The organism is Pseudomonas sp. HY13-MNA-CIBAN-0226 (genome assembly GCF_040310305.1).
Classification (GTDB): Bacteria; Pseudomonadota; Gammaproteobacteria; order Pseudomonadales; family Pseudomonadaceae; genus Aquipseudomonas; species Aquipseudomonas gregormendelii.
On record NZ_JBEOPS010000008.1, the window covers coordinates 99,971 to 122,311 of the forward strand.

12 protein-coding genes are annotated in these 22,341 nt (G+C 61.5%); 7 read left to right on the forward strand and 5 right to left on the reverse strand.

Annotation, left to right across the window (positions count from 1 at the left end; genetic code table 11):
• Nucleotides 1-81 precede the first annotated feature (81 nt).
• Nucleotides 82-8,757 carry a retention module-containing protein gene (locus AAEZ05_RS10890; protein ID WP_350647321.1) on the reverse strand — a complete coding sequence of 2,892 codons (8,676 nt, stop codon included), beginning with the start codon at nucleotides 8,755-8,757 and terminating at the stop codon, nucleotides 82-84.
• A 607-nt stretch (nucleotides 8,758-9,364) separates the two neighbouring features.
• Here AAEZ05_RS10890 and AAEZ05_RS10895 point away from each other — a divergent pair.
• The 3 genes from AAEZ05_RS10895 (at nucleotide 9,365) to AAEZ05_RS10905 (ending at nucleotide 14,346) form a co-directional block, all read left to right on the forward strand.
• A complete protein-coding gene (locus AAEZ05_RS10895) occupies nucleotides 9,365-10,723 on the forward strand; it encodes a TolC family outer membrane protein (protein WP_205891914.1) in 1,359 nt (452 codons plus the stop codon).
• A gap of 80 nt (nucleotides 10,724-10,803) precedes the next feature.
• On the forward strand, nucleotides 10,804-12,963 hold the full coding sequence (locus tag AAEZ05_RS10900) for a type I secretion system permease/ATPase (RefSeq protein ID WP_350647323.1): 2,160 nt from the start codon (nucleotides 10,804-10,806) through the stop codon (nucleotides 12,961-12,963).
• Between the two features lie 9 nt (nucleotides 12,964-12,972).
• Nucleotides 12,973-14,346, forward strand: coding sequence for an HlyD family type I secretion periplasmic adaptor subunit (locus AAEZ05_RS10905; RefSeq protein ID WP_045058683.1), 1,374 nt, complete (start codon nucleotides 12,973-12,975; stop codon nucleotides 14,344-14,346).
• A 76-nt stretch (nucleotides 14,347-14,422) separates the two neighbouring features.
• Here AAEZ05_RS10905 and AAEZ05_RS10910 read toward each other — a convergent pair whose 3' ends face one another.
• Both AAEZ05_RS10910 and AAEZ05_RS10915 read right to left on the reverse strand, forming a co-directional pair.
• Nucleotides 14,423-15,019 carry a tRNA-uridine aminocarboxypropyltransferase gene (locus AAEZ05_RS10910; protein WP_350647325.1) on the reverse strand — a complete coding sequence of 199 codons (597 nt, stop codon included), beginning with the start codon at nucleotides 15,017-15,019 and terminating at the stop codon, nucleotides 14,423-14,425.
• Nucleotides 15,020-15,023: 4 nt separating this feature from the next.
• A complete protein-coding gene (locus AAEZ05_RS10915; RefSeq protein WP_045058685.1) occupies nucleotides 15,024-15,917 on the reverse strand; it encodes a LysR family transcriptional regulator in 894 nt (297 codons plus the stop codon).
• Nucleotides 15,918-16,180: 263 nt separating this feature from the next.
• On the opposite strand from AAEZ05_RS10915, the gene speB reads away from it, so the two are divergent.
• The 4 genes from speB to AAEZ05_RS10935 all read left to right on the forward strand — a co-directional run bounded on the left by speB (nucleotide 16,181) and on the right by AAEZ05_RS10935 (nucleotide 20,664).
• Nucleotides 16,181-17,131 (forward strand): agmatinase, encoded by a 951-nt coding sequence (gene speB, locus AAEZ05_RS10920; protein ID WP_045058686.1) that lies wholly within the window; start codon nucleotides 16,181-16,183, stop codon nucleotides 17,129-17,131.
• Nucleotides 17,132-17,140: 9 nt separating this feature from the next.
• Nucleotides 17,141-17,563: a YybH family protein gene (locus tag AAEZ05_RS10925; RefSeq protein ID WP_350598630.1), complete on the forward strand. Its 423-nt coding sequence runs from the start codon at nucleotides 17,141-17,143 to the stop codon at nucleotides 17,561-17,563.
• A gap of 54 nt (nucleotides 17,564-17,617) precedes the next feature.
• Nucleotides 17,618-19,138 carry a purine-cytosine permease family protein gene (locus AAEZ05_RS10930; RefSeq protein ID WP_350647327.1) on the forward strand — a complete coding sequence of 507 codons (1,521 nt, stop codon included), beginning with the start codon at nucleotides 17,618-17,620 and terminating at the stop codon, nucleotides 19,136-19,138.
• Between the two features lie 146 nt (nucleotides 19,139-19,284).
• Entirely contained in the window at nucleotides 19,285-20,664 is a 1,380-nt protein-coding gene (locus tag AAEZ05_RS10935; RefSeq protein WP_205891911.1) for a sodium:solute symporter family protein, read from the forward strand.
• Nucleotides 20,665-21,083: 419 nt separating this feature from the next.
• On the opposite strand, the gene AAEZ05_RS10940 is transcribed toward AAEZ05_RS10935, so the two are convergent.
• Nucleotides 21,084-21,212 (reverse strand): PA1414 family protein, encoded by a 129-nt coding sequence (locus tag AAEZ05_RS10940; protein ID WP_003184145.1) that lies wholly within the window; start codon nucleotides 21,210-21,212, stop codon nucleotides 21,084-21,086.
• 139 nt (nucleotides 21,213-21,351) lie between these two features.
• The gene (ptrR, locus tag AAEZ05_RS10945; protein WP_045058690.1) at nucleotides 21,352-22,245 is read right to left on the reverse strand and encodes a putrescine utilization regulator PtrR; all 894 of its coding nucleotides are present in this window, start codon (nucleotides 22,243-22,245) and stop codon (nucleotides 21,352-21,354) included.
• Nucleotides 22,246-22,341 lie beyond the last annotated feature (96 nt).

Genomic DNA, 22,341 nt, shown 5'->3' on the forward strand with positions numbered 1-22,341 from the left:
CCGCGATAGCGTCTTCAAGATCGCTATCGCGGGCAAGCCTTGCTCCTACAGGAGATCAGCCTCGCTCCTTCACCCTTCAGATCAAACCGTATCCACCTTCAACGAGTGATCATTCAACATCCCGTTGATGATGGTCGCCGTGTCATGCCCCCCGGCCACCACACCACCCGCCCCCGGCGTGACGCCGTAGTGGCTGGCGAGGTTGACACCGGCAAGGTCAATGGTCTGGTTCGGCGTGGCGCCGGCCATGGCGCTGACGTCGATACTGGTCAGGACCGAAGCGCCGCTGCCGACAACCTTGAAGTGCAGGTAATCATCCAGCGAAGCCGCCGTGCCGTTTTCACCTTGCAGCAGTTGCGACAGGTCGAGCTTGTCGGTGCCTGGGGTGAAATCGGTGACCAGGTCATGCCCGGAGTTGCCTTTGAGCCACTGGAAGGTATCCGCGCCAGCGCCGCCGGTGAGGGTGTTGTTGCCCAGGCCGCCGATGAGGAAGTCATCGCCGCCACCGCCGTTGAGGACGTCGTTGCCCAGGCCGCCAGTGATGATGTTGCTGTTGTTGTCGCCCATCAGGCTGTCATTGAAGTTGGAGCCGGTGAGGTTCTCGAGCCCGGTGAGGGTATCAGTGCCGGCGCCTCCGGTGTTTTGCGCAGTGAGCAGGCCCAGGTCGACGGTGACACCGCTGGTGGCATGGGCGTAGCTGACAGTATCGATACCAGCGCCGCCGTCCAGCAGATCGTTGCCTGCCCCGCTGAACAGCAGGTCGTTGCCGGCCCCCCCGTGCAGTTCGTTGTTACCGGTACCCGCCGTCAACACGTCGTTGCCATCGCCGGCGTTGAGCACGTTGTTGCCGGTGCCGGCCACCAGAACGTCGTCACCCGCGGTACCCGTGAGGGTGTGGCCGTCCTGGTAGCTGATGGTCACATTCGCCGTGTCGCTGCCACCATGGGTGTCGTTGGCGCTGTAGGCGCCGTTGAAGTCCGGGGTGACGTCATGGGCACCGGCGTAGTTGACCGTCATGGTCAGCTCGTAGTTTTCGGCATTGTTGGCACCGACGCCGCCGCCGGAATTGGTGATGTTGGTGACATGGATCTTGTACGTGCCATCGGCATCGGCCGTGATGGTAGCGCCATCGGCAAGGGTCATGAACGCACCGCCATTGAGCGAGTACTCCATGGCAATCCGACCGCCCGCCAGGTTGTGATCCAGATTAAGGGTCTCACCCTCCTTGAGTTTCACCGTGATGAGGTCTTCATCATTGGCATTGGAAGTGGTGACAGAGCCCAGATAACCGCTGATCACCAGCACCGCTGTCATCGCTGCGGTATTGGCCGCGAAGGACCCGCGCACATCCGCCAGGTTCTGGTTCGCTGCGGTGTTGTTGCTGCCCTTGAAGTTGATCGCGCCGGTGCCGACAAAGTCCGCGCCCCTGGCCACCCAGCCGGTGTTGAAAGTAGTCGGCGCTGCGGTGAGGGTATCGCCTTCGGGATCAGTGTCGTTGGCCAGCAACAATTCGCCAGGTACCACCACGCTGCCGGACAGCACGTTGGTGATGATGTGGTCGTCGACGGCCACGGGCGCGGCGTTCGGCACGACCTTGACCACCAGGGTCGAGCTCGCCAGGTCGCCGTCGTTGTCGCTGAAGGTGAAGCCGATATTTTCGGTGATCACCACGTTCGTGGCTTTCTGCGAGGTGTAGTTGTACTCACCGCTGTCGAGGTTGATGACCAGCGTACCGCCGTTATTGGTGGCGATGCTCAGGGAGTTGTTTACCGTGTTGAAAGTGCCGTGGTTGTCCCCGCCGCTGGAAATCAGCGAACCCTGGTTGTTCAACGCTTTAGGGTCGTAAGTGTAGGTGGTGCCATCGACGACGATGGACTTGATGAAACCGCCATCGGCACCAAAGTTTCCGCCCTCCAGCAAGGTGCCCGTGACCGGGGCCCCCTGCACGGTGCCCGAGAGTACCGAGTTGAGCTGGTTGAGATCGGTCACCACCACAGCATTGGTGTTGGTGTGGGTGCTGCCGTCATAGGCCACTGGGTCGAGGTAGGCATTGCTGACGCCATTACCCAGGCCGATTGCGTAGTTCTTGATGTTGTTAGCGTCGAGGAAGGCTTTGAGCGAAGCCTCGTCGGCCGCGTTGATGTCACCTTCGTTGGGTTTGCCGTCCGAGAAGAAATAGCCGACATTCTGCGCGCCGGTCAGTTTGCCGGCCGTGTTGAACGCGGTCTTCATGGTTGCCACGGCGGCATCGTAGTTGGTCCCGCCGCCCGCCGTCAGGCCGGAAATGATCGACTTGGCCGTTGCCACGTCAACCCAGATCGCGGTCTTGTCGGTGGCGTTGCTGCTGAAAGTGACGATCTGCACCTTCACGTCGCCAAGGTCGTCGTACTTGTCGAGCAAGGCACTGATCGCCTGCTTGGCCAGGGCCAGGCGCGACAGGCCAGGCACGCCGGACGCATCGGCCATACTGCCGGACACGTCGATCACCAACAGCAGGTTGGAATCGATTTCCACCGCCGCCACCGAACGCTCGGAAGCGACGGCCTTGGGTACGTCATCGACGATGTTCACCACGATGGTGCTGGTGGTGGTGTTGCCCAGGGCATCGGTGGCCTTGTAGGTGAAGCTTTCGCTCAGGCTGTTGGGCCCGTCGTTGGCGTTCGGCGAGGTTTTCGGCGCCGAGGTCAATGTGTAGGTGTAGGTGCCGTTGGGGTTGAGGAGCATTTGCCCGTAGGCCCCGGTGCCACTGCTGACCAGGGTGTAGGTGATTGCGCCGGTAGCCCCGGTGACCGAACCGACCAGTGTTCCCGTGGAAGTTTCGCCGGTATTGCCCGGATCGCTGCCGACCACGGTGCCGGCCGCGAGGTCGAGGCCATCCTTGCTCAGGTCGAGGGCTTTTTCGTAGACCGTCACGTCGGTGTCGGACACGGCCTTGATACTACTGTTGGACACGTCGATGGTGAGGGTGGTGGTGCTTTCATCGCCATCGGCATCGCGCACGGTGTAGGTGAACACGTCAGTGGCGCCCGCTACGCCCACCGAGTCCGGCCGGCTGTGGTAGGTCGCGTTGCCGTTGGCATCCAGGGTCAGGTAACCGTAGGTGCCATTGATATTGGTGTTGAGGCCACCGCTGGCCGAGGTCGAGGTGTCGCTGCCGGCACGCACGCCGACCACTGCACCCGTAGCCGCCGGGCCATCGGAGCCGCCGATGTCATTGACCAGGACGTTGGTGCCGACCGTCCCGCCCTCTTGCACCTGCTTGAAGTCGGGATTGGCGCTCGGCAAATCATCGATGATGTTGACGTTGATCTGGCCCGACGCAGTACTGCCGTCGTTGTCGTGCGCCACCACGTCGAAATTCTCGACGATGGCGTTGGCGCCGTCAGCCGTTGGATGCGTTTCACTGCCCACCAGGGTGTAGCTGTAGTTGAGCACGCCCGTGACGGGATCAAAGCCGTTGATCGTCAGGAAGTTACCCAGCGGCGTCACCACGGTGTGCGGCAAGCCGACCACCTCGCCGTTGGCGACCACCGCGAAGCCACCCACGACCAGGGAGTTCAGGCCGTCGAGTGCCGTGACGGTGAAGGTCCCGGATTGGGTCAGCGCCGGCGCGTCCGGGTTGGTGCCCCAGTCGAGGTTCTTCTCGTAGACGGTGAGTTCGCCGCCGTTGACGTCCAGGCCGCCGATGATCACCGGGTCATCGTTGTTATGGATCTGCAGCACCAGGTTGGCGGTGCTGGTATCGCCGTCGGCATCGGTGATGGTGTAGGCGAACGTCTCAGTGCCTTTGCCGCGACCTTCCAGGGCCTTGAAGTCCGCGTCGTTGGTGTCCAGCGTATAGGTGTACGTGCCGTTGGCGTTCAGCACCAGGGTGCCGTAAGTGCCGGTAAATGTACCCGGCGTGACTGGGCCGGTGTTCGGGCCGGTCGCGACAAGGTCCGCGCCTTGCACGTCATTGGTCAGGACATTGCCGTCGAGGGTCAGACGGGTTTCCGATGCATTGTCGGCGTTGCTGTCGTCCACAGCCTTTGGCACGTCATCGACTATGTTCACCACGATGGTGCTGGTGGTGATGTTGCCCAGGGAATCGGTGGCCTGGTAGGTGAAGGTTTCGCTCAGGGTATTGGGGCCATCGTTGGCGTGCGGGGTGGTGCTGGCCGGCGAAGTCAGGGTGTAGGTGTAGGTGCCGTCGGCATTGAGCTGAATCTGCCCATGGCTGCCCGTGGCGCTGCCGACCAGGGCGTAGGTGATCGCACCCACGGCGCCAGTGACCGAGCCCACCAGCGTGCCGGAAGCGGTTTCCCCGGTATTGCCCGGATCGCTGCCTGCGACTGTGCCTGCCGCCAGGTCCTGACCGTCCTTGCTCAGATCGAGGGCTTTTTCGTAGACCGTTACGTCGGTATCGGACGCTGCCTTGAGGCAGCTGTTGTAGACGTCGATGGTGAGCGTGGTGGTGCTCTCATCGCCATCGGCATCGCGCACGGTGTAGGTGAATACATCGATCGCACCGGGCCCGCTGACGCTGTTCGGGTTGCTGTGATAGATGGCGTTGCCGTTGGCGTCCAGGGTCAGGTAACCGTAGGCGCCATTGATATTGGTGTTGAGGCCACCGCTGGCCGAGGTCGAGGTGTCGCTGCCGGCACGCACGCCGACCACTGCACCCGTAGCCGCCGGGCCATCGGAGCCGCCGATGTCATTGACCAGGACGTTGGTGCCGACCGTCCCGCCCTCTTGCACATGCTTGAAGTCCGGATTGGCGCTCGGCAAATCATCGATGATGTTGACGTTGATCTGGCCCGACGCAGTACTGCCGTCGTTGTCGTGCGCCACCACGTCGAAATTCTCGACGATGGCGTTGGCGCCGTCGGCCGTTGGATGCGTTTCGCTGCCCACCAGGGTGTAGCTGTAGCTGAGCACGCCCGTGACGGGATCAAAGCCGTTGATCGTCAGGAAGTTACCCAGCGGCGTTACCACGGTGTGCGGCAAGCCGACCACCTCGCCGTTGGCGACCACCGCGAAGCCACCCACGACCAGGGAGTTCAGGCCGTCGAGTGCCGTGACGGTGAAGGTACCGGACTGGGTCAGCGCCGGCGCGTCGGGGTTGGTGCCCCAGTCGAGGTTCTTCTCGTAGACGGTGAGTTCGCCGCCGTTGACGTCCAGGCCGCCGATGATCACCGGGTCATCGTTGTTATGGATCTGCAGCACCAGATTGGCGGTGCTGGTATCGCCGTCGGCGTCGGTGATGGTGTAGGCGAAGGTTTCAGTGCCTTTGCCGCGACCTTCAAGGGCCTTGAAGTCCGCGTCGTTGGTGTCCAGCGTGTAGGTGTAAGTGCCATTGGCGTTCAGCACCAGGGTGCCGTAGGTGCCTACGAATGTGCCTGAGGTGATCGGCCCGGCGCTTGGCCCGGTCGGTACCCGGTCAGCGCCCTGCACGTCATTGGTCAGCACGTTGCCGTTAAGGGACAGCTGGCTTTCCGAGGCGGTGCCGGCATTGCTGTCATCCACCGCCCTGGGCAGGTCGTCGACGATGTTGACGTCGAGACTGGCATTGGCGGTTGTGCCGTTGTCATCGACCACGGTCACTGCAAACTGCTCGGACAGGTTGTTCGCGCCGCCGGCGTTCGCATGGGCTTCGTTATCGGCCAGGGTGTAGCTGTAGCTGACCACGCCGGTTGCGCTGTCAAAGCCGGTGATGGTCAGGGTGCTGCCCAGCGCAGTGACGATCGACTGCGGGAAGCCGGCGCTCACACCACCGACCACCACGTTCAGGCCGCCGATGCTGAGGGTCTGCACGCCGTCGAGCGCGGTGATGGTGAAGGTGCCGGTCTGGGTCAGCGCAGGGGCATCCGGAGCGCTGCCGTCGCCGAGGTTTTTCTCGTAGACCGTCAGCTCGCCACCGTTGACGTTCAAACCGTCGATGGTCACTGGATCATCGTTGTTATGGATCTGCAGCACCAGGTTCGCGGTGCTGGTATCGCCGTCGGCATCGGTGATGGTGTAGGCGAAGGTTTCAGTGCCGTTGCCACCGCCGTGCAGCGCCTTGAAGTCCGCGTCGCTGGTGTTCAGCGTGTAGGTGTAAGTGCCATTGGCGTTCAGCACCAGGCTGCCATAGACCCCAGTGAAGGTGCCGGGCGTGATCGGGCCGGCGTTCTCCCCGGTGGGTACCCGGTCAGCGCCTTGCACGTCGTTGGTCAGCACATTGCCATTGAGGGTCAGCAGGGTTTCCGAGGCGGTATTGGCGTTGCTGTCATCCACGGCTTTGGGCAAGTCGTCGACGATGTTGACGTCGAGGCTGGCATTGGCGGTGGTGCCGTTGTCATCGACCACGGTCACTGCAAACTGCTCGGAAAGGTTGTTCGCGCCGCCGGCGTTCGCATGGGCTTCGTTATCGGCCAGGGTGTAGCTGTAGCTGACAACGCCGGTTGCGCTGTCAAAGCCGGTGATGGTCAGGGTGCTGCCCAGCGGAGTGACGATCGACTGCGGGAAGCCGGCGCTCACACCACCGACCACCACGTTCAGGCCGCCGATGCTGAGGGTCTGCACGCCGTCGAGCGCGGTGATGGTGAAGGTGCCGGTCTGGGTCAGCGCAGGGGCATCCGGAGCGCTGCCGTCGCCGAGGTTTTTCTCGTAGACCGTCAGCTCGCCACCGTTGACGTTCAAACCGTCGATGGTCACTGGATCATCGTTGTTATGGATCTGCAGCACCAGGTTCGCGGTGCTGGTATCGCCGTCGGCATCGGTGATGGTGTAGGCGAAGGTTTCAGTGCCGTTGCCACCGCCGTGCAGCGCCTTGAAGTCCGCGTCGCTGGTGTTCAGCGTGTAGGTGTAAGTGCCATTGGCGTTCAGCACCAGGCTGCCATAGACCCCAGTGAAGGTGCCGGGCGTGATCGGGCCGGCGTTCTCCCCGGTGGTTACCCGGTCAGCGCCTTGCACGTCGTTGGTCAGCACATTGCCATTGAGGGTCAGCAGGGTTTCCGAGGCGGTATTGGCGTTGCTGTCATCCACGGCTTTGGGCAGGTCGTCGACGATGTTGACGTCGAGACTGGCATTGGCGGTTGTGCCGTTGTCATCGACCACGGTGACTGCAAACTGCTCCGACAGATTATTCGCACCATCGGCATTGGCATGGGTTTCGTTGTCGGCCAGGGTGTAGCTGTAGCTGACCACGCCGGTTGCGCTGTCGTAACCGGTGATGGTGAGCGTACTGCCCAGCGGGGTGGTAATTGATTGCGGCAAACCTGCGCTGACGCCACCGCTCACCACGCTGATCCCGCCAATGCTCAGGCTCTGCACACCGTCGAGGGCGGTGATGGTAAAGGTGCCGCTTTGGGTCAGCGCGCCAGCATCCGGCGCGCTGCCGTCGCCCAGGTTTTTCTCGTAGACGGACAGCTCGCCGCCTGACACGCCGAGCCCGCCGATATCGATCGGGTCATCGTTGTTGTGAATGTTCAGCACCAGCGTTGCGGTGCTGGTATCACCATCCGAATCGGTGAGGGTGTAGACGAAGCTTTCCGTGCCGCTGCCACCACCGTGCAGGGCTTTGAAGTCGGCGTCATTAGGGTTCAGCGTGTAGGTGTAAGTGCCGTTCGGATTGAGCACCAGGGTGCCGTAGGTGCCGGTGAACGTACCACCGATTACCGGTCCGCTATTAGGGCCGGTGGGAATGCGGTCAGCACCCTGGATATCGTTGGGCAGCACGCTACCGGTCAGGGTCAACAGGGTTTCCGAAGCGGTATTGGCGTTGCTGTCGTCGATCGCTGTTGGCGCATCGTCGGTGATGTTGATGTCCAGGGAACCGGTGGCCGTGTCGCCATTGGTGTCGCCCGCCACCACGGTGAATTGTTCGCTGAGGGAGTTCGCGCCATCACCCGCCGAATGGGTGTCGTTGCCATTGAGGGTGTAGCTGTAGCTCACCACGCCAGTGGCCGGGTCATAGCCGGTGATCGTCAGCGTGTTACCCAGCTGCGTGGTGATCGATTGCGGGAAGCCTGCCGCCACGCCACCGCTGAACACGCTGATCCCGCCCACGTTGAGGTTGAGCAGGCCATCGGCCGCAGTCACGGTGAAGGTGCCGTTCTGGGTCAGGGCCGAGGGGTTACTGGCCGTGCCGTCGGGAAGATTGGCCTCGTTGAGGGTCAGCTCGCCGCCCGAGGTATTCAGGCCGCCAAGGATGACGGGGTTGTTCACGACCAACGGTGGGACGACGACGGGGGGTGTGACGTTGTCCAGGTTATCGAGGCTGTTGTCGGGATCGTTAAAGATGCGCTCCAGGGGAAACTCTGGAATGCCGTTGAATCCTGCCGTCGGGAAACCCACAGTCGGATCGACCCGGCCTGCCACTTCTTCGAGCTGGACAAAACTGTGGCCGCCGCCCAGGGCTCCGGCAGCGGTGCTGCCCGTTGGCCCGGCCGCAGTGGCTTCACCGGTTTGCGTCGGGTCTTCGCCAGCGGCGATGGCTTTCTGCAGGCGTTCGACGTCGGTCAGCTGCGCCTCGCTGGGCGCCACGGCTTCCGGCGTCTGCACATGGGGCGCCTGGTGCGCGAGCAGTTGCGAGGTCATTTGCAGGCTGCTGCCACGTCCAAGCGTCAGTTCCTGGCCGTTCTGCAGCTTCACCGCCACCGCCCCTTCGGCCCCGGTGACCAATTGATCGCCGGCAAACAGCCGATCGCCCTCGACCAGCGCGCGTCGGGTGCCGTCACCCGCTACAGCAACCACCTGACCAATGACTTTAGTGACGATACCGATGAGCGTAGCCATGTGCATTTCCTCCGCTGCCAACCGTTGCCGGCAGCCTGTTTTTTGCGAAGATCGTGCTCATGGAAAAAAGCCAGTTACCGGGTGAATTGTCTACCGGGCTACGAGTTTTTTCCCGGATAATTCCGGGTCAACCGTGGCCCTGGCGACTTTCTCGCCAAGCCTGTCGCGTATGGGCAATCAGCGCCTGATTCAAATAAACCCAATACATTCAATGGCTTTGGGCTACTAATCGGCAAAAATGATCACCTGCCAGCGATGCGTTACAGTTCTGAACCGACCAAGTGACAAAAAAATGTCACCCAAAAACTGCCCCGCCTCCTTCCCCTCCAGCACTCCATCGTCCGTTATCGATAAATGGATGGAACTTTCGATTTGCCCTTGCAAGCTCCCTAGAGCTCGTAATACAAGGGTTCCACGAGTGAACAATGTGCTGGATTTTTCAGAGCGCATAAGTTTTTTTTGGCATAAGACTTATGAGAAAAATTTCTTAGCTTTGCTCTAGAATGTTCTTAGCTCTGTTGTTACAAGCTTGAAACGGTTTTCACTATAAATGCCGTCAAATATTTGGCGACTGATAAGCATCATTAGGAATCAGGGAGATACACCCATGCGCGTTTTAACCCCCCTCTGCAGCGCGATTTTGCTGGCCATGGCCTGCACTTCACAGGCCCAGGCCATGTCCTTGACCGAGGCCATCCAAAGCACTATTGCAACTCACCCGGAACTTGCCTCACGCGTGGACGCGCGGCTGTCCGCGGACGAAGAAGTCAAAATCGCCAAAGGGGGCTTCTATCCATCTGTCGATCTGAACGCTGCTTACGGCCGCGGCTACAGCGATAACACCAACACCCGTGCACAGGGCAATCACAACACGGAGGTCCTGACTTACACCCAGTCGGAACTGCGCCTGCGGCAGATGCTGTTTGACGGTTTCAACACCGCCAACGAAGTCGAACGCACCAAGGGTGTGGTCAATTCCCGGGCCTATTACGCCCAGGGCACTGCCCAGGACCTGGCCCTGCGGACCATCGAGGTCTACCTCGAAGTGCTCAAGCGTCGCGAACTGGTGACCCTGGCCAAGAACAACCTGCAAGCTCACCTGCGCGTCAACGACCAGATCGGCCTGCGCACCGAGCGCGGTATCGGCAGCACCGCCGACGCCGACCAGTCCACCGCTCGTCGGGCACTGGCGCAAAACAACCTGGACACCGCCGAAGTCGACCTGGCCGACGCCGAATCGAACTTCTACGCCGTGGTAGGTCGCCTGCCGGATGAACTGGAAACCCTGCCTTCGACCCGCGGTGAATTGCCCGCTACCCTGCAGGAAGCCCAGCAGAGCATGGTGGAGAATAACCCGTACCTGAAATCCGCCCAGGCAGACGTGCAGTCCGCCGAGAGCCAGTACGAAGTTGCCAAGTCGCCGTTCTTCCCACGCTTCGACGCTGAAGCGGCAGTGGGCGCGAACAACAACGTGCAGGGCGATGAAGGTCACGACAACGAGTGGCGGGTCGGTGTGGTGATGAACTACAACCTGTTCCGCGGCGGCAGCGACAAGGCCCGCCTGCAGTCCAACGCGCACCAGATCAACCAGGCCATGGACATCCGCAACAACGCCCTGCGCCAGCTCAACGAAAATATCCACCTGGCCTGGAACGCCATGCTCAACGCGAAGAAGCAGACGCCGACCGCGCGCGAGTACGCCGAAACGACCAAACGCGTACGTGCGGCCTACCAGGATCAGTTCGGCCTCGGCCAGCGCACCCTGCTGGACGTGCTCGACAGTGAGAACGAGCTCTACAACGCCAACCGTCGCTACACCGAAGTTCGCTACACCGAGGAATACTCGATGTACCGCATCCTCTCGAACATGGGCCTGTTGCTGAGCAAACAACGCGTGGTGCTGCCTGCCGATGCGATCGCCCAGACCGAAGTGAAGAATGAAGCCCGCTTGCCTGAACTGAGGTAAGTGCCGGTGTAGGAGCTGCCCCAGGCTCCTACACAGTATGTTGTGTTGATGTGGCAGCCCGTTCACCTGGAGCGATCAATTTGACCAGCATGGAAACCGGCAACACTGGTGTCGATCCGCGTCTTGGCTTCGACGACCCGCTTCTTGACGGGCTGTTGATCCTCTGCAAACTCCACGGCGCGACGGTCAGTCGCGCCAGCCTGAGTGCCGGGCTGCCCCTGAACAAACAACGCCTGAGCCTGGACCTGCTGCCCCGCGCAGCAGCCCGGGCCGGTTTGCAGGCGCGCGTGCTGCGCCGGGACCTGGCGGATATTTCCACTCTCAACCTGCCCGTGATGCTGATACTCGGCAACGGCCGCACGGCCGTTCTGCGACGTCTGGGAGACGATGGCCGCCTGCTCATCCTGCCCAGCGAAGCCGACGGTGGCGAACAATGGGTCAGCCGTGAAGAGCTGACTGAAAATTACAGCGGCCAGGCATTGTTTGCCCGGCCACGCCATGAACTTGAAGACCTGCGCTCGCCCCTGGTACCCCGGGTGGAAGCCTGGTTTCGCGACACACTGAAACTGTCCAAATGGCTATACAGCGACGCCATCCTGGCAAGCTTCCTGATCAACCTCCTGGGCCTGATGGTGCCGCTGTTCGTCATGCAGACCTACGACCGGGTCGTGCCGAACCAGGCCACATCGACCCTGTGGGTGCTGTCCATCGGCTTGCTGATCGGCACCGGTTTTGAACTGGTGCTGCGCGTGGTGCGCGCGCACTTGCTGGACACCGCCGGGAAGAAAACCGACGTGATTCTCTCGGCCACTCTGTTCGAGCGCATCACTGGCATGTCGATGAAGGCACGGCCGGCCACCATCGGCGGGTTTGCCCAGAGCATCCATGACTTCCAGGGCCTGCGTGAGTTTCTCACCGCCGTGACCCTCACCAGCCTGATCGACCTGCCATTCGCCGTGCTCATGCTGGTGGTGATCGGTCTGCTGGGCGGCTGGCTGGTGGTGATCCCGCTGCTGGCATTTCCGATCACCATCATCTTCGCGATGATCATCCAGGCACGCCTGCGCGACACCGTGCAAAAAAGCCTGACCCTGGGTGCGGAACGCCAGGCCCTGCTGATTGAAACCCTGGGCGGCCTGGAAACCCTCAAGGCCTGCAGCGCCGAAAGCGAGCGCCAGCACAAATGGGAAACCACCCACGGCGCCCTGACCCGCCTCGACAGCCACGCCCGCAATCTCTCGGCCCTGGCCACCAACGGCACCCTGTTCATCCAGCAATTTTCCGGCATGGCGACCATCGTCGCCGGGGTCTACAGCATCATTGCCGGCAACCTCAGCGTTGGTGCGCTGGTGGCGACCTACATGCTTGGCAGCCGGGTGCTGGCACCGCTCGGGCAGATTGCCGGCCTGATCACGCGTTACCAGCAAGCGCAGTTGACCATGAAAAGTACCGATGCGCTGATGGGGCTGCCCCAGGAGCGCGACGCCCGGCAACGGCCGCTGGAGCGCACGCAACTGCAAGGCGCCCTCGACGTCAGTGGCGTGACCTTTCACTACAACGGCCAGAGTGCCCCGGCGCTGCACAACGTCAGTTTCAGCATGAAACCCGGTGAGCGCATCGGCATTATCGGCCGCAGCGGCTCGGGCAAAAGCACCCTCGCCCGCCTGGTGATGGGTTTCTACACCCCGGAAGAAGGCCAGTTGCTACTCGACGGCCTGGACCTGCGGCAACTGGACGTCGCCGACTTGCGCCAGCAGATCGGCTATGTTGCCCATGACTTGCCGCTGCTGGCCGGCAGCCTGCGCGATAACCTGACCCTGGGCGCCCGCTATGTCAGTGATTCGCGAATGCTCGAAGTGGCAGAACTCACCGGCGTCACAGAGCTCGCCCGCCAACACCCGCAAGGCTTCGACCGGCCGGTAGGTGAACGCGGCCAGTTGCTGTCCGGCGGCCAGCGCCAGGCCGTGCTGCTGGCCCGGGCCTTGTTGCTCGACCCACCGATCATGCTGCTCGACGAGCCCACCAGCGCCATGGACAACAGCAGCGAAGACGTCCTGCGCCAGAAACTCCACGGCTGGGTCCAGGGCAAGACCCTGCTGCTGGTCACCCACCGGACCTCGATGCTCAGCCTGGTGGATCGGCTGGTGGTGCTGGACAACGGACGGATCGTCGCCGACGGTCCGAAAGAAGCGGTCATCGATGCACTGCGCAAGGGCCGCGTCGGCTCTGCAGCGGTCTAGGAGTTGCCCATGGCCCGATCATCATCCGACTCGCCCGACGCAAAGCCGCGCGGTTATTTCGGCAGTTTCAGGAAAAGCGCCGAGAGCGAGTTCATGCCGGAGACCGCCGGCGCGACGCTGCAGGATTCCCCGCGCTGGTCGCGGATCACCGTGTGGCTGGCGGCGGGGCTGATCGTCAGCGCCGTGGTCTGGGCCAAATTCGCCGTGCTCCAGGAAGTCACCATGGGCGAAGGCAAGGCGATTCCGTCAAGCAAGGTCCAGGTGATTCAGAACCTGGAAGGCGGCATCGTCACCGAGATCTTTGTCCGCGAGGGGCAGATGGTGAACAAGGGCGATACCTTGCTGCGCCTGGATGACACCCGCTTTCTATCGAACAAGGGTGAAAGCGAGGCCGATCGGTATGCCTTGACCGCCCAGGTTGAACGCCTGTCCGCCGAGGCCGAAGGGCGGCCCTTCAAGTTGTCGGCCGAGGTGATCGCCAAGGCGCCGCAGGTGGCCGAGGACGAGCGCTCGCTCTACGAGCAACGGCAGCGTCGACTGGCCAGTGAACAGCGCACGCTCAGCGAACAGCTGCGGCAAAAAACCCAGGAACTGGCGGAGTTTCGCTCGAAACAAGGGCAATTCAGTTCGAGCCTGGCCCTACTGCAGCAAGAGATGAACATGTCAGCACCGCTGGTCGGCACCGGTGCCGTGTCCCCCGTAGAAATCCTGCGACTCAAGCGCAGCGCGGTGGAAATTCGCGGCTCGTTGAACGCCACGACCCTGGCCATTCCTCGGGCGGAATCGGCGATCGCTGAAATCAAGAGCAAGATTGACGAGTCCGAACAATCTTTCCGTTCGGACGCTGCCAAGGAGCTCAACGAGAAACGCACCGACCTTTCAAAAATTACCGCTTCGAGCATCGCCATCGATGACCGCGTCACCCGCACCACGGTGGTCTCGCCGGTTCACGGGATCATCAAGGTGCTGAAGGTCAACACCATCGGCGGCGTGGTCCAGCCCGGCAGCGACATGGTGGAAATCGTACCGTTGGAAGACAACCTGCTGATCGAGGCCAAGGTCCGTCCGCAGGACGTGGCGTTTCTGCATCCGGGGCAGCGGGCGATGGTCAAGTTCAGCGCCTACGACTACACCATTTATGGCGGCTTGAGCGCCAAGCTGGAGTTGATTGGCGCAGATACCATTACCGATGACAAGGGCAACAGCTTTTATCTGATCCAGGTGCGCACCGACAAGAACCACTTGGGTGGGGATGCGAAGCCGTTACTGATCATCCCGGGGATGGTGGCGACGGTGGACATCATCACCGGTGAGAAGAGTGTGCTGGACTACCTGCTCAAGCCGGTGCTGAAGGCGCGGACCGAGGCGATGCGCGAGCGGTAGGTTCTGGCCTGGAGTTGTGGTGATAGCTCTACCGTCTTCGCGGGCAAGCCCGCGAAGAGGCCGGCACGAGCAACGCCTAATTCGGCCCATGATTACGCAAAAAAACCTCCTCCCCCATCGCCGCGATCTGCCCCTCGATCAACGCCTCGAACGGCTTCAGCAATGGCTCAAAGGACATCGGCGCTTCCAGCACCTGCAACGCCTGCGCGATGGCCTCCACCGTCGATAAAGCCCCCGGCCCCGGCGCCTTGCGCAATCGATACCGCGACACTCCGCCCTGCGCCAGCGTCACCCGTGGCAATGTCGCCAGCAGCGGATTGAGGTGCAGCAGCTTGCGCGCCTTGCGCCAGGTACCGTCCGGCACCACCAGCAACAGCGGCTGATCATCTGCGCCATAGCCCTGCAGCGTCTGCGTATCCTCGCCCGGAAACAGCAGCCGCGCCTGGTACCCCGGTTGATTCAACAACGCCGGCAGATCCGCGAACACTTCGCCCACGATCAGCTCGGCATTGGTCAAGCCAAGCGCGGCCAAACGTGCGGTATTCAGCGCGTGGTTTACTTCACTCGGATGCTGCAGCACCAGCACCCGGGTGCGGCTGTCGAGGCTCGGGATCAATGGGCACAGGCAATGGGCTTCTGGGCGCAGGCAGCGCGGGCAATGGATTCTGGACATTATTTCAAGCCTGATTGAGTTGCGCTTTGAGCAGATCGCGGAAGGTCTGGATCAGCGGTTCGCGGCTGCGGCCACGGCGCACGATCATGGAAAATGGCGCCTGATAACCAAAAGTCGCCGGCAGCAACACCCGCAAATCGCCCTTATCGGCCCAGGCCTGGGCGTAGTGTTCGGGCAAGTAACCGATGTAGGCGCCAGACAGCACCAGGATCAACTGCGCCTCCATGCTCTCCACGGTGGCGGCGCTGTGTTTGAAGCCGTGGCGCGCCAGTTCCGCCTGGCTCCAGTACCCCCGGCCGACCATGCGCTGCTGGGTAATGACCTGCTCGGGGATACGTCGTTCGGTAAACAGCGGGTGCCGGCTGCTGCAGTACAACCAGTGCTGCTCGCGGTACAGCGGCATGTACACCAGCCCGCTCATGCGCGTGGAAAATGCACCGATGGCCAGGTCCAGGCGATTGTCCTGCACGCCGAGTTGCAGCTCGTAGGGGCTCATGACCGACAAGTGCAGATGCACGGCCGGGTGCTCCTGGCTGTAGGCGCCGATGGCTTCGGCGAACGGCAGGGCCTTGTCGCTGACGGTGGAGTCGATGACCCCCAGGTTCAGCGTGCCGCGCAACTCGCCCTTGAGTGCGGCGGCATATTGCTCGAATCCTTCGAGCTCGGCCAGCAACCGCAAGGTTTCCTGGTGGAACAGCTCACCCTTGCTGGTCAGGCTGAAACCGCCACGCCCGCGATGGCAGAGCACCAGGCCGAGGGCGGCTTCGAGCTGACTCATGTAAGTGCTGATGGCCGAAGTCGAGAGGTTGAGCTCCTGCTGGGCAGTGGCAAACCCCTGATGGCGAACCACGCTGACAAAAATGCGCAGCAGTTTCAGGTCGGGTAAAGCGTTGGCCATGGGGACTCCGGATTCGCGGCAGCTACCTGTAGGAGCTGCCGCAGGCTGCGATCTTTTGACTTTCGGGGTACTAGGGCGCAAAGAATCAAGATCAAAAGATCGCAGCCTGCGGCAGCTCCTACCATCAGCCGTTAAGTTTACCTCCGCCATTTTCCATTAGTTTAGAAAAATCTGAACTAAGTATTTGTGCGTAGCGATTCTTCCCCGCCACTACATTTCGCAGAATCGGCGCCTAATACAAAAAAATGATGAGGCCTGAACCCGTGGACAAGATTCTTCACCAACCACTGGGCGGCAACGAAATGCCGCGCTTCGGCGGCATCGCCACCATGATGCGACTTCCCCATGTGCCGACCGCTGCCGGTCTGGACGCTGCCTTCGTTGGCGTGCCCCTGGACATCGGTACCTCCCTGCGCCCTGGCACCCGTTTTGGACCTCGGGAAATCCGCGCCGAATCGGTCATGATTCGCCCTTACAACATGGCGACCGGCGCCGCTCCGTTCGATTCGCTGTCGGTGGCGGACATCGGCGACGTGGCGATCAACACCTTCAACCTGCTCGATGCCGTAAGGATCATCGAAGAATCCTACGACAACATCCTCGAACACGACGTGATCCCGCTGACCCTGGGCGGCGACCACACCATCACTCTGCCGATCCTGCGTGCCATCCATAAAAAGCACGGCAAAGTCGGCCTGGTGCACATCGACGCCCATGCCGATGTCAACGATCACATGTTCGGCGAAAAAATCGCCCACGGCACCACGTTCCGTCGCGCAGTCGAAGAAGGCCTGCTGGACCCGGACCGCGTAGTGCAAATCGGCCTGCGCGCCCAGGGCTACACCGCCGACGACTTCAACTGGAGCCGCAACCAGGGCTTTCGCGTCGTGCAGGCCGAAGAGTGCTGGCACAAATCTCTTGCGCCGCTGATGGCTGAAGTGCGCGAGAAAGTGGGTGGCGGCCCGGTGTACCTGAGTTTTGACATCGACGGCATCGATCCGGCCTGGGCACCAGGCACCGGCACCCCGGAAATTGGCGGACTGACGACCATTCAGGCGATCGAGATCGTGCGCGGCTGCCAAGGCCTCGACCTGGTCGGCTGCGATCTGGTAGAAGTCTCGCCCGCTTATGACACCACCGGTAATACCTCGCTGCTGGCCGCCAACCTGCTGTACGAAATGCTTTGCGTGCTGCCTGGCGTGGTTCATCGCTGAGGACGGGTCATGAACGAACGCGATCAAGTATTGCAAGCCGCCGCCGATCTGGTGTCGGCCTTTGCCGGTAACGATCGCGAAGCCTATTTCGGCGCCTTCAGCGCCGATGCCAGCTTCGTCTTCTACACCCTCGAACAGCCCCTGCTGTCGCGCGATGCCTATCAGGCGTTGTGGGACACCTGGCGCCGCGAGGATGGCTTCGAGGTGCTTTCGTGCACTTCAAGCAACGCTTTCGTCAGCCTGCAGGGTGATGTGGCGATTTTCATCCATGACGTGGCCACCGAGCTGCGCATGCAAGGGGAGCAACACTTCAGCCAGGAGCGCGAGACGATTGTTTTCAGAAAACACTCGTCTGGCCAAGAACAACAAGGCCATTGGCTGGCCTGCCACGAACATTTATCCGCGATGCCGGAAGGGCTGCCACCTCCTTAGCCAAACAGGTGACGCTCACACACGATGAGCGCGCCTTTATGATCGGAGCAGATCATGAATAACAACAACAACGAAAAAAGCCTTAGCAGCATCGAAACAAACGGGGTCGAACAGATCCCGGATCACGAACGCGATGCCCGTCCCGGCGATTTGTTTCGCCTGATCTTCGGCGGCGCCAACACTTTTGCGACCGCCGTGCTCGGCAGCTTTCCGGTGTTGTTTGGCCTGTCCTTCCAGGCCGGTGTATGGGCGATCGTGCTGGGCGTCGTGCTTGGCGCGCTGATCCTTGCACCCATGGGCCTGTTCGGCCCGATCAACGGCACCAACAACGCCGTGTCTTCCGGTGCGCACTTCGGCGTGCACGGGCGGATCGTCGGTTCGTTCCTGTCGTTGCTGACCGCCATCGCCTTCTTCTCACTGTCGGTGTGGAGCTCGGGTGATGCGCTGATCGGTGGCGCCAAACGCCTGATCGGCCTGCCGGAAACCGACCTGAGTCTGGGCCTGGCCTACGGATTGTTCGCCATCCTGGTGCTGACCGTGTGCATCTACGGTTTCCGCTTCATGCTGTGGGTCAATCGCATTGCGGTATGGGCGGCCAGCGCGCTGTTCCTGCTCGGCATCTTCGCGTTTGCCCCGACCTTCGACAGCCAGTTCGCCGGCACCGTGGCCCTGGGTCAGGCCGGCTTCTGGGCAGCCTTTATCGGCGCAGCGCTGGTGGCCATGAGCAACCCGATATCCTTCGGCGCGTTTCTCGGTGACTGGTCGCGGTACATCCCACGCGAAACCCCGAAAGGCCGGATCATGTTTGCAGTGATCGCGGCACAGCTTGCCACCCTGATCCCGTTCCTGTTCGGCCTGGCCACTGCCACCATCGTGGCGATCAAGGCGCCGGATTACATCGCGGCCAATAACTATGTAGGCGGTCTGCTGGCGGTCTCGCCTAGCTGGTTTTTCCTGCCTGTGTGCCTGATCGCGGTGATCGGCGGCATGTCCACAGGCACCACTTCCCTTTATGGCACCGGGCTGGACATGTCCAGTGTGTTTCCGCGAGTGCTGTCACGGGTCAAGGCCACGTTGCTGATCGGGGTGATGTCGATTGCCTTCATCTTCATCGGTCGCTTCGCCGCCAACCTGGTGCAAAGCGTATCGACCTTCGCCGTACTGATCATCACCTGCACCACGCCATGGATGGTGATCATGATTATCGGCCTGGTGGTGCGCCGTGGTTTCTACTGCCCGGATGACCTGCAGGTATTCACCCGAGGCGAAAAAGGTGGCCGCTACTGGTTCACCCACGGCTGGAACTGGCGCGGCCTGGGGGCCTGGATCCCGAGTGCGCTGGTGGGGCTGTGCTTCGTCAACCTGCCCGGCCAATTCGTTGGACCGCTGGGTAACCTGGCCGACGGCATCGACATTAGCCTGCCGGTCACCCTGGGCCTGGCGTCGGTGGTGTACCTGGTCCTGCTGAGCCTGTTCCCGGAGCCCAAGGCGGTGTTTGGCCCGGATGATTTACGCAGCGAAGGCATAGCGCCGCTTGATGCAAGAAATGTGGGAGCAAGGCTTGCCCGCGATTGAGGCGCCGCGATTTATAGCTGGACCGCGTCATCGTTTATCGCGGGCAAGCCTTGCTACCACAGGGAATGAGTTGCCTGCGGGGACCGAGCAGCACCACAGAACCATTTTTGTTTCACCATAAAAAAGACAATCGGAGACACGCCATCATGGCTTTGGATTTATTCGTCGTTCTCATATACGCCGCCGCAATGCTGGTCCTCGGCTACTTCGGCATGCGCAAGGCCAAGACCAACGAAGACTACCTGGTTGCCGGTCGCAATCTCGGCCCGACCCTGTACATGGGCACAATGGCCGCGACCGTCCTGGGTGGTGCGTCCACCGTCGGCACCGTGCGCCTGGGTTATGTCCACGGTATTTCCGGGTTCTGGCTTTGCGCGGCACTGGGCTGCGGGATCGTGGCGCTGAACCTGTTCCTCGCCAAGCCGCTGCTCAAGCTGAAGATCTACACCGTTACCCAGGTGCTGGAAAAACGCTACAACCCGATGGCCCGCTCCGCGAGTGCGGCGATCATGCTGGCGTACGCGCTGATGATCGGCGTGACCTCGATCCTGGCAATCGGCACGGTCCTGCAAGTGCTGTTCGACCTGCCCTTCTGGATCTCGGTGCTGCTGGGCGGCGGTGTGGTGGTGGTCTATTCGGCGATCGGCGGCATGTGGTCCCTGACCCTGACTGACATCGTCCAGTTCGTGATCAAGACCGTTGGCCTGATGTTCATCCTGCTACCCATCTGCCTGTACCGCGTTGGCGGCTGGGATGAACTGGTGCTGAAACTGCCGGCGACCGCCTTCAGCTTCACCACCATCGGCTGGGACACCATCATCACCTACTTCATGATCTACTTCTTCGGGATCCTGATCGGCCAGGACATCTGGCAGCGCGTGTTCACCGTGAAGACCGCGAAGATTGCCCAGTACGCCGGTACTTTCGCAGGCTTCTACTGCATTCTCTACGGACTGGCCTGCGCCCTGATCGGCATGGCCGCCCACGTGTTGATCCCGGACCTGGACAACGTCAACAACGCCTTCGCCGCCATCGTCAAACTGTCGTTGCCGGACGGCATCCGTGGCCTGGTCATCGCTGCCGCACTGGCCGCCATGATGTCCACCGCCAGCGCCGGCCTCCTCGCGGCGTCCACCACACTGACCGAAGACCTGCTGCCAAAGCTGCGTGGCGGCAAACAGTCGAGCCTGGGCATCAACCGGCTGTTTACCCTGCTTACCGGCATCGCCGTGCTGGGTATCGCCCTGGTGGTGAACGACGTCATCAGCGCACTGACCCTCGCCTATAACCTGCTGGTGGGTGGCATGCTGATCCCGCTGATGGGGGCCATTTTCTGGAAACGCGCAACCACCGCCGGCGCCATTGCCAGCATGGGCCTGGGCTTTGCCACCGCACTGCTGTTCATGTTCAAGGATGGCCTGGATGCCAACACGCCGATCTACTACAGCCTGGCTGTCGGCCTGGTGAGCTTTGTGGTGGTGAGCCTGGCGTCCCGTCGCCCTTCAGTGGTGGCGAGCGCGATCTGATAGCGCACAACTGACTAAATGTTTTCTTCGACGGGTGTGGCGTCGGTTGCCACACCCGTTTTTTTTCGCCCGCCGAAAAGATCATGGCAGAACAGCGACAGCGCGGATTCGGAATCGGCCTGCTGTACTGGAAGAGTAAAACCAGGATGGACCGCGTTTACTGGCGGGAAGCTGGATGCTCAGAAACGCAAAAACGGCCAATGATCTGAGCCGTTTTGATTGAGATGGGGATACATCAGGTTGCTTGGCAGAGGATTGCGGGAGCTAGGATTACGGGTGCTCTGCTGGCGATGGGAAACCTGAGGGCGTCCGTGGGAGCAAAGCTTGCTAGCGATGGATCGAGCGGCGCATGCAGCCTGCCAGCCTGCCCGTGTGATCATTCGCGACCATCGCGAGCAAGCGAGCGCCTGCAACCACGATTAACGGCGGCGCGGCTGGCGTCGACGCTGTTCGTCGTCTGTACGGATAGGCACAGGTTGCAGAGGCGGTTCGATCAAACCGAGTGCGACACCCAGGTCGTGCAGCCAGTTTTGGATTTTCTCTTTCATGGTGCCCCCTTCAGGGTAGTGCCGAGCGACCGGAATTCTGAAGTCGCTTCGCACTGATAATAGTCCGAAGTCCTGCGCAATGCTCGGCAAAAGAAACAATGATCTGTTACTGAATTGATCCAAATCCCGCTCGGATAGTTCAAGCAAACGCCTGCTCCGCCTTCGAAAGCCCCGGGTAGACCGCCTGCTGCTGTTCTATCCATGCATTCAGATTGGCCCCGACCATGCCCTTGCGCCACATCAGCCAAGTAGTCGCACTGGCAAACGGTTCGGCCAACGGGTGCACGGCCACGCTTTCGCGCCCTGGCAAGCTGGCGAGCATGGATTCCGACATCAGCGCCACGCCAGAGCCTGCGATCACACAGGCGAGCATGCCCGGGTAACTCTCAATCTCCATGGCCCGCCCCATGGCTGCATGATCATGGGCGAACCAGGCCTCCAGGCGCATGCGGTAGGAACACCCCTGACGAAACGTGAACACCGAACGCCCCTGCACATCCAGCGCGCTGCGCACCGGCGGATGGTCAGCCTCGCTGATCAGCACCAGTCGTTCGTCGCACAGTGGCAAGCCGTCGAGGCCGGCGAGTTCCAGCGGGCCGTCTACCAATGCCGCATCCAGCCGACCGGTCAACAACCCTTCCAGCAGCTCACCGCTGGGACCGGACTGCACCTGCAGGTTCACCGCCGGGTAACTGCGGTGATAGCGCGCCAGCAACGCCGGAAGGTGAATGGCGGCCGTGCTGTACATGGTACCGAGCACAAAATCGCCCGCCGGCTGCCCGCCTTGCACGGCCGCCTGCGCCTCATCGTGCAGGCTGAACAGCTTGCCGGTGTAGTCCAGCAGAACTTTTCCTGCAGGCGACAGCTGCAAACGCTGACGTTCGCGCAGGAAAAGCTCTACACCGAGTTGCTCTTCCAATTGCTTGAGCCGCGTCGACAGGTTTGACGGCACCCGATGCAAACGCTCTGCGGCTCGGGTAATGGAACCCTCCTCGGCGACTGCCTGGAAGATGCGCAGTTGACTGAATTCCACGCCATTCTCCAAAAATGAATAAGTTACTCACTATTATTCATTTTTAAAGAAAGTCAATCAGTCCTAGCCTGACGGTCATTGATCTTCAGCAGGAGT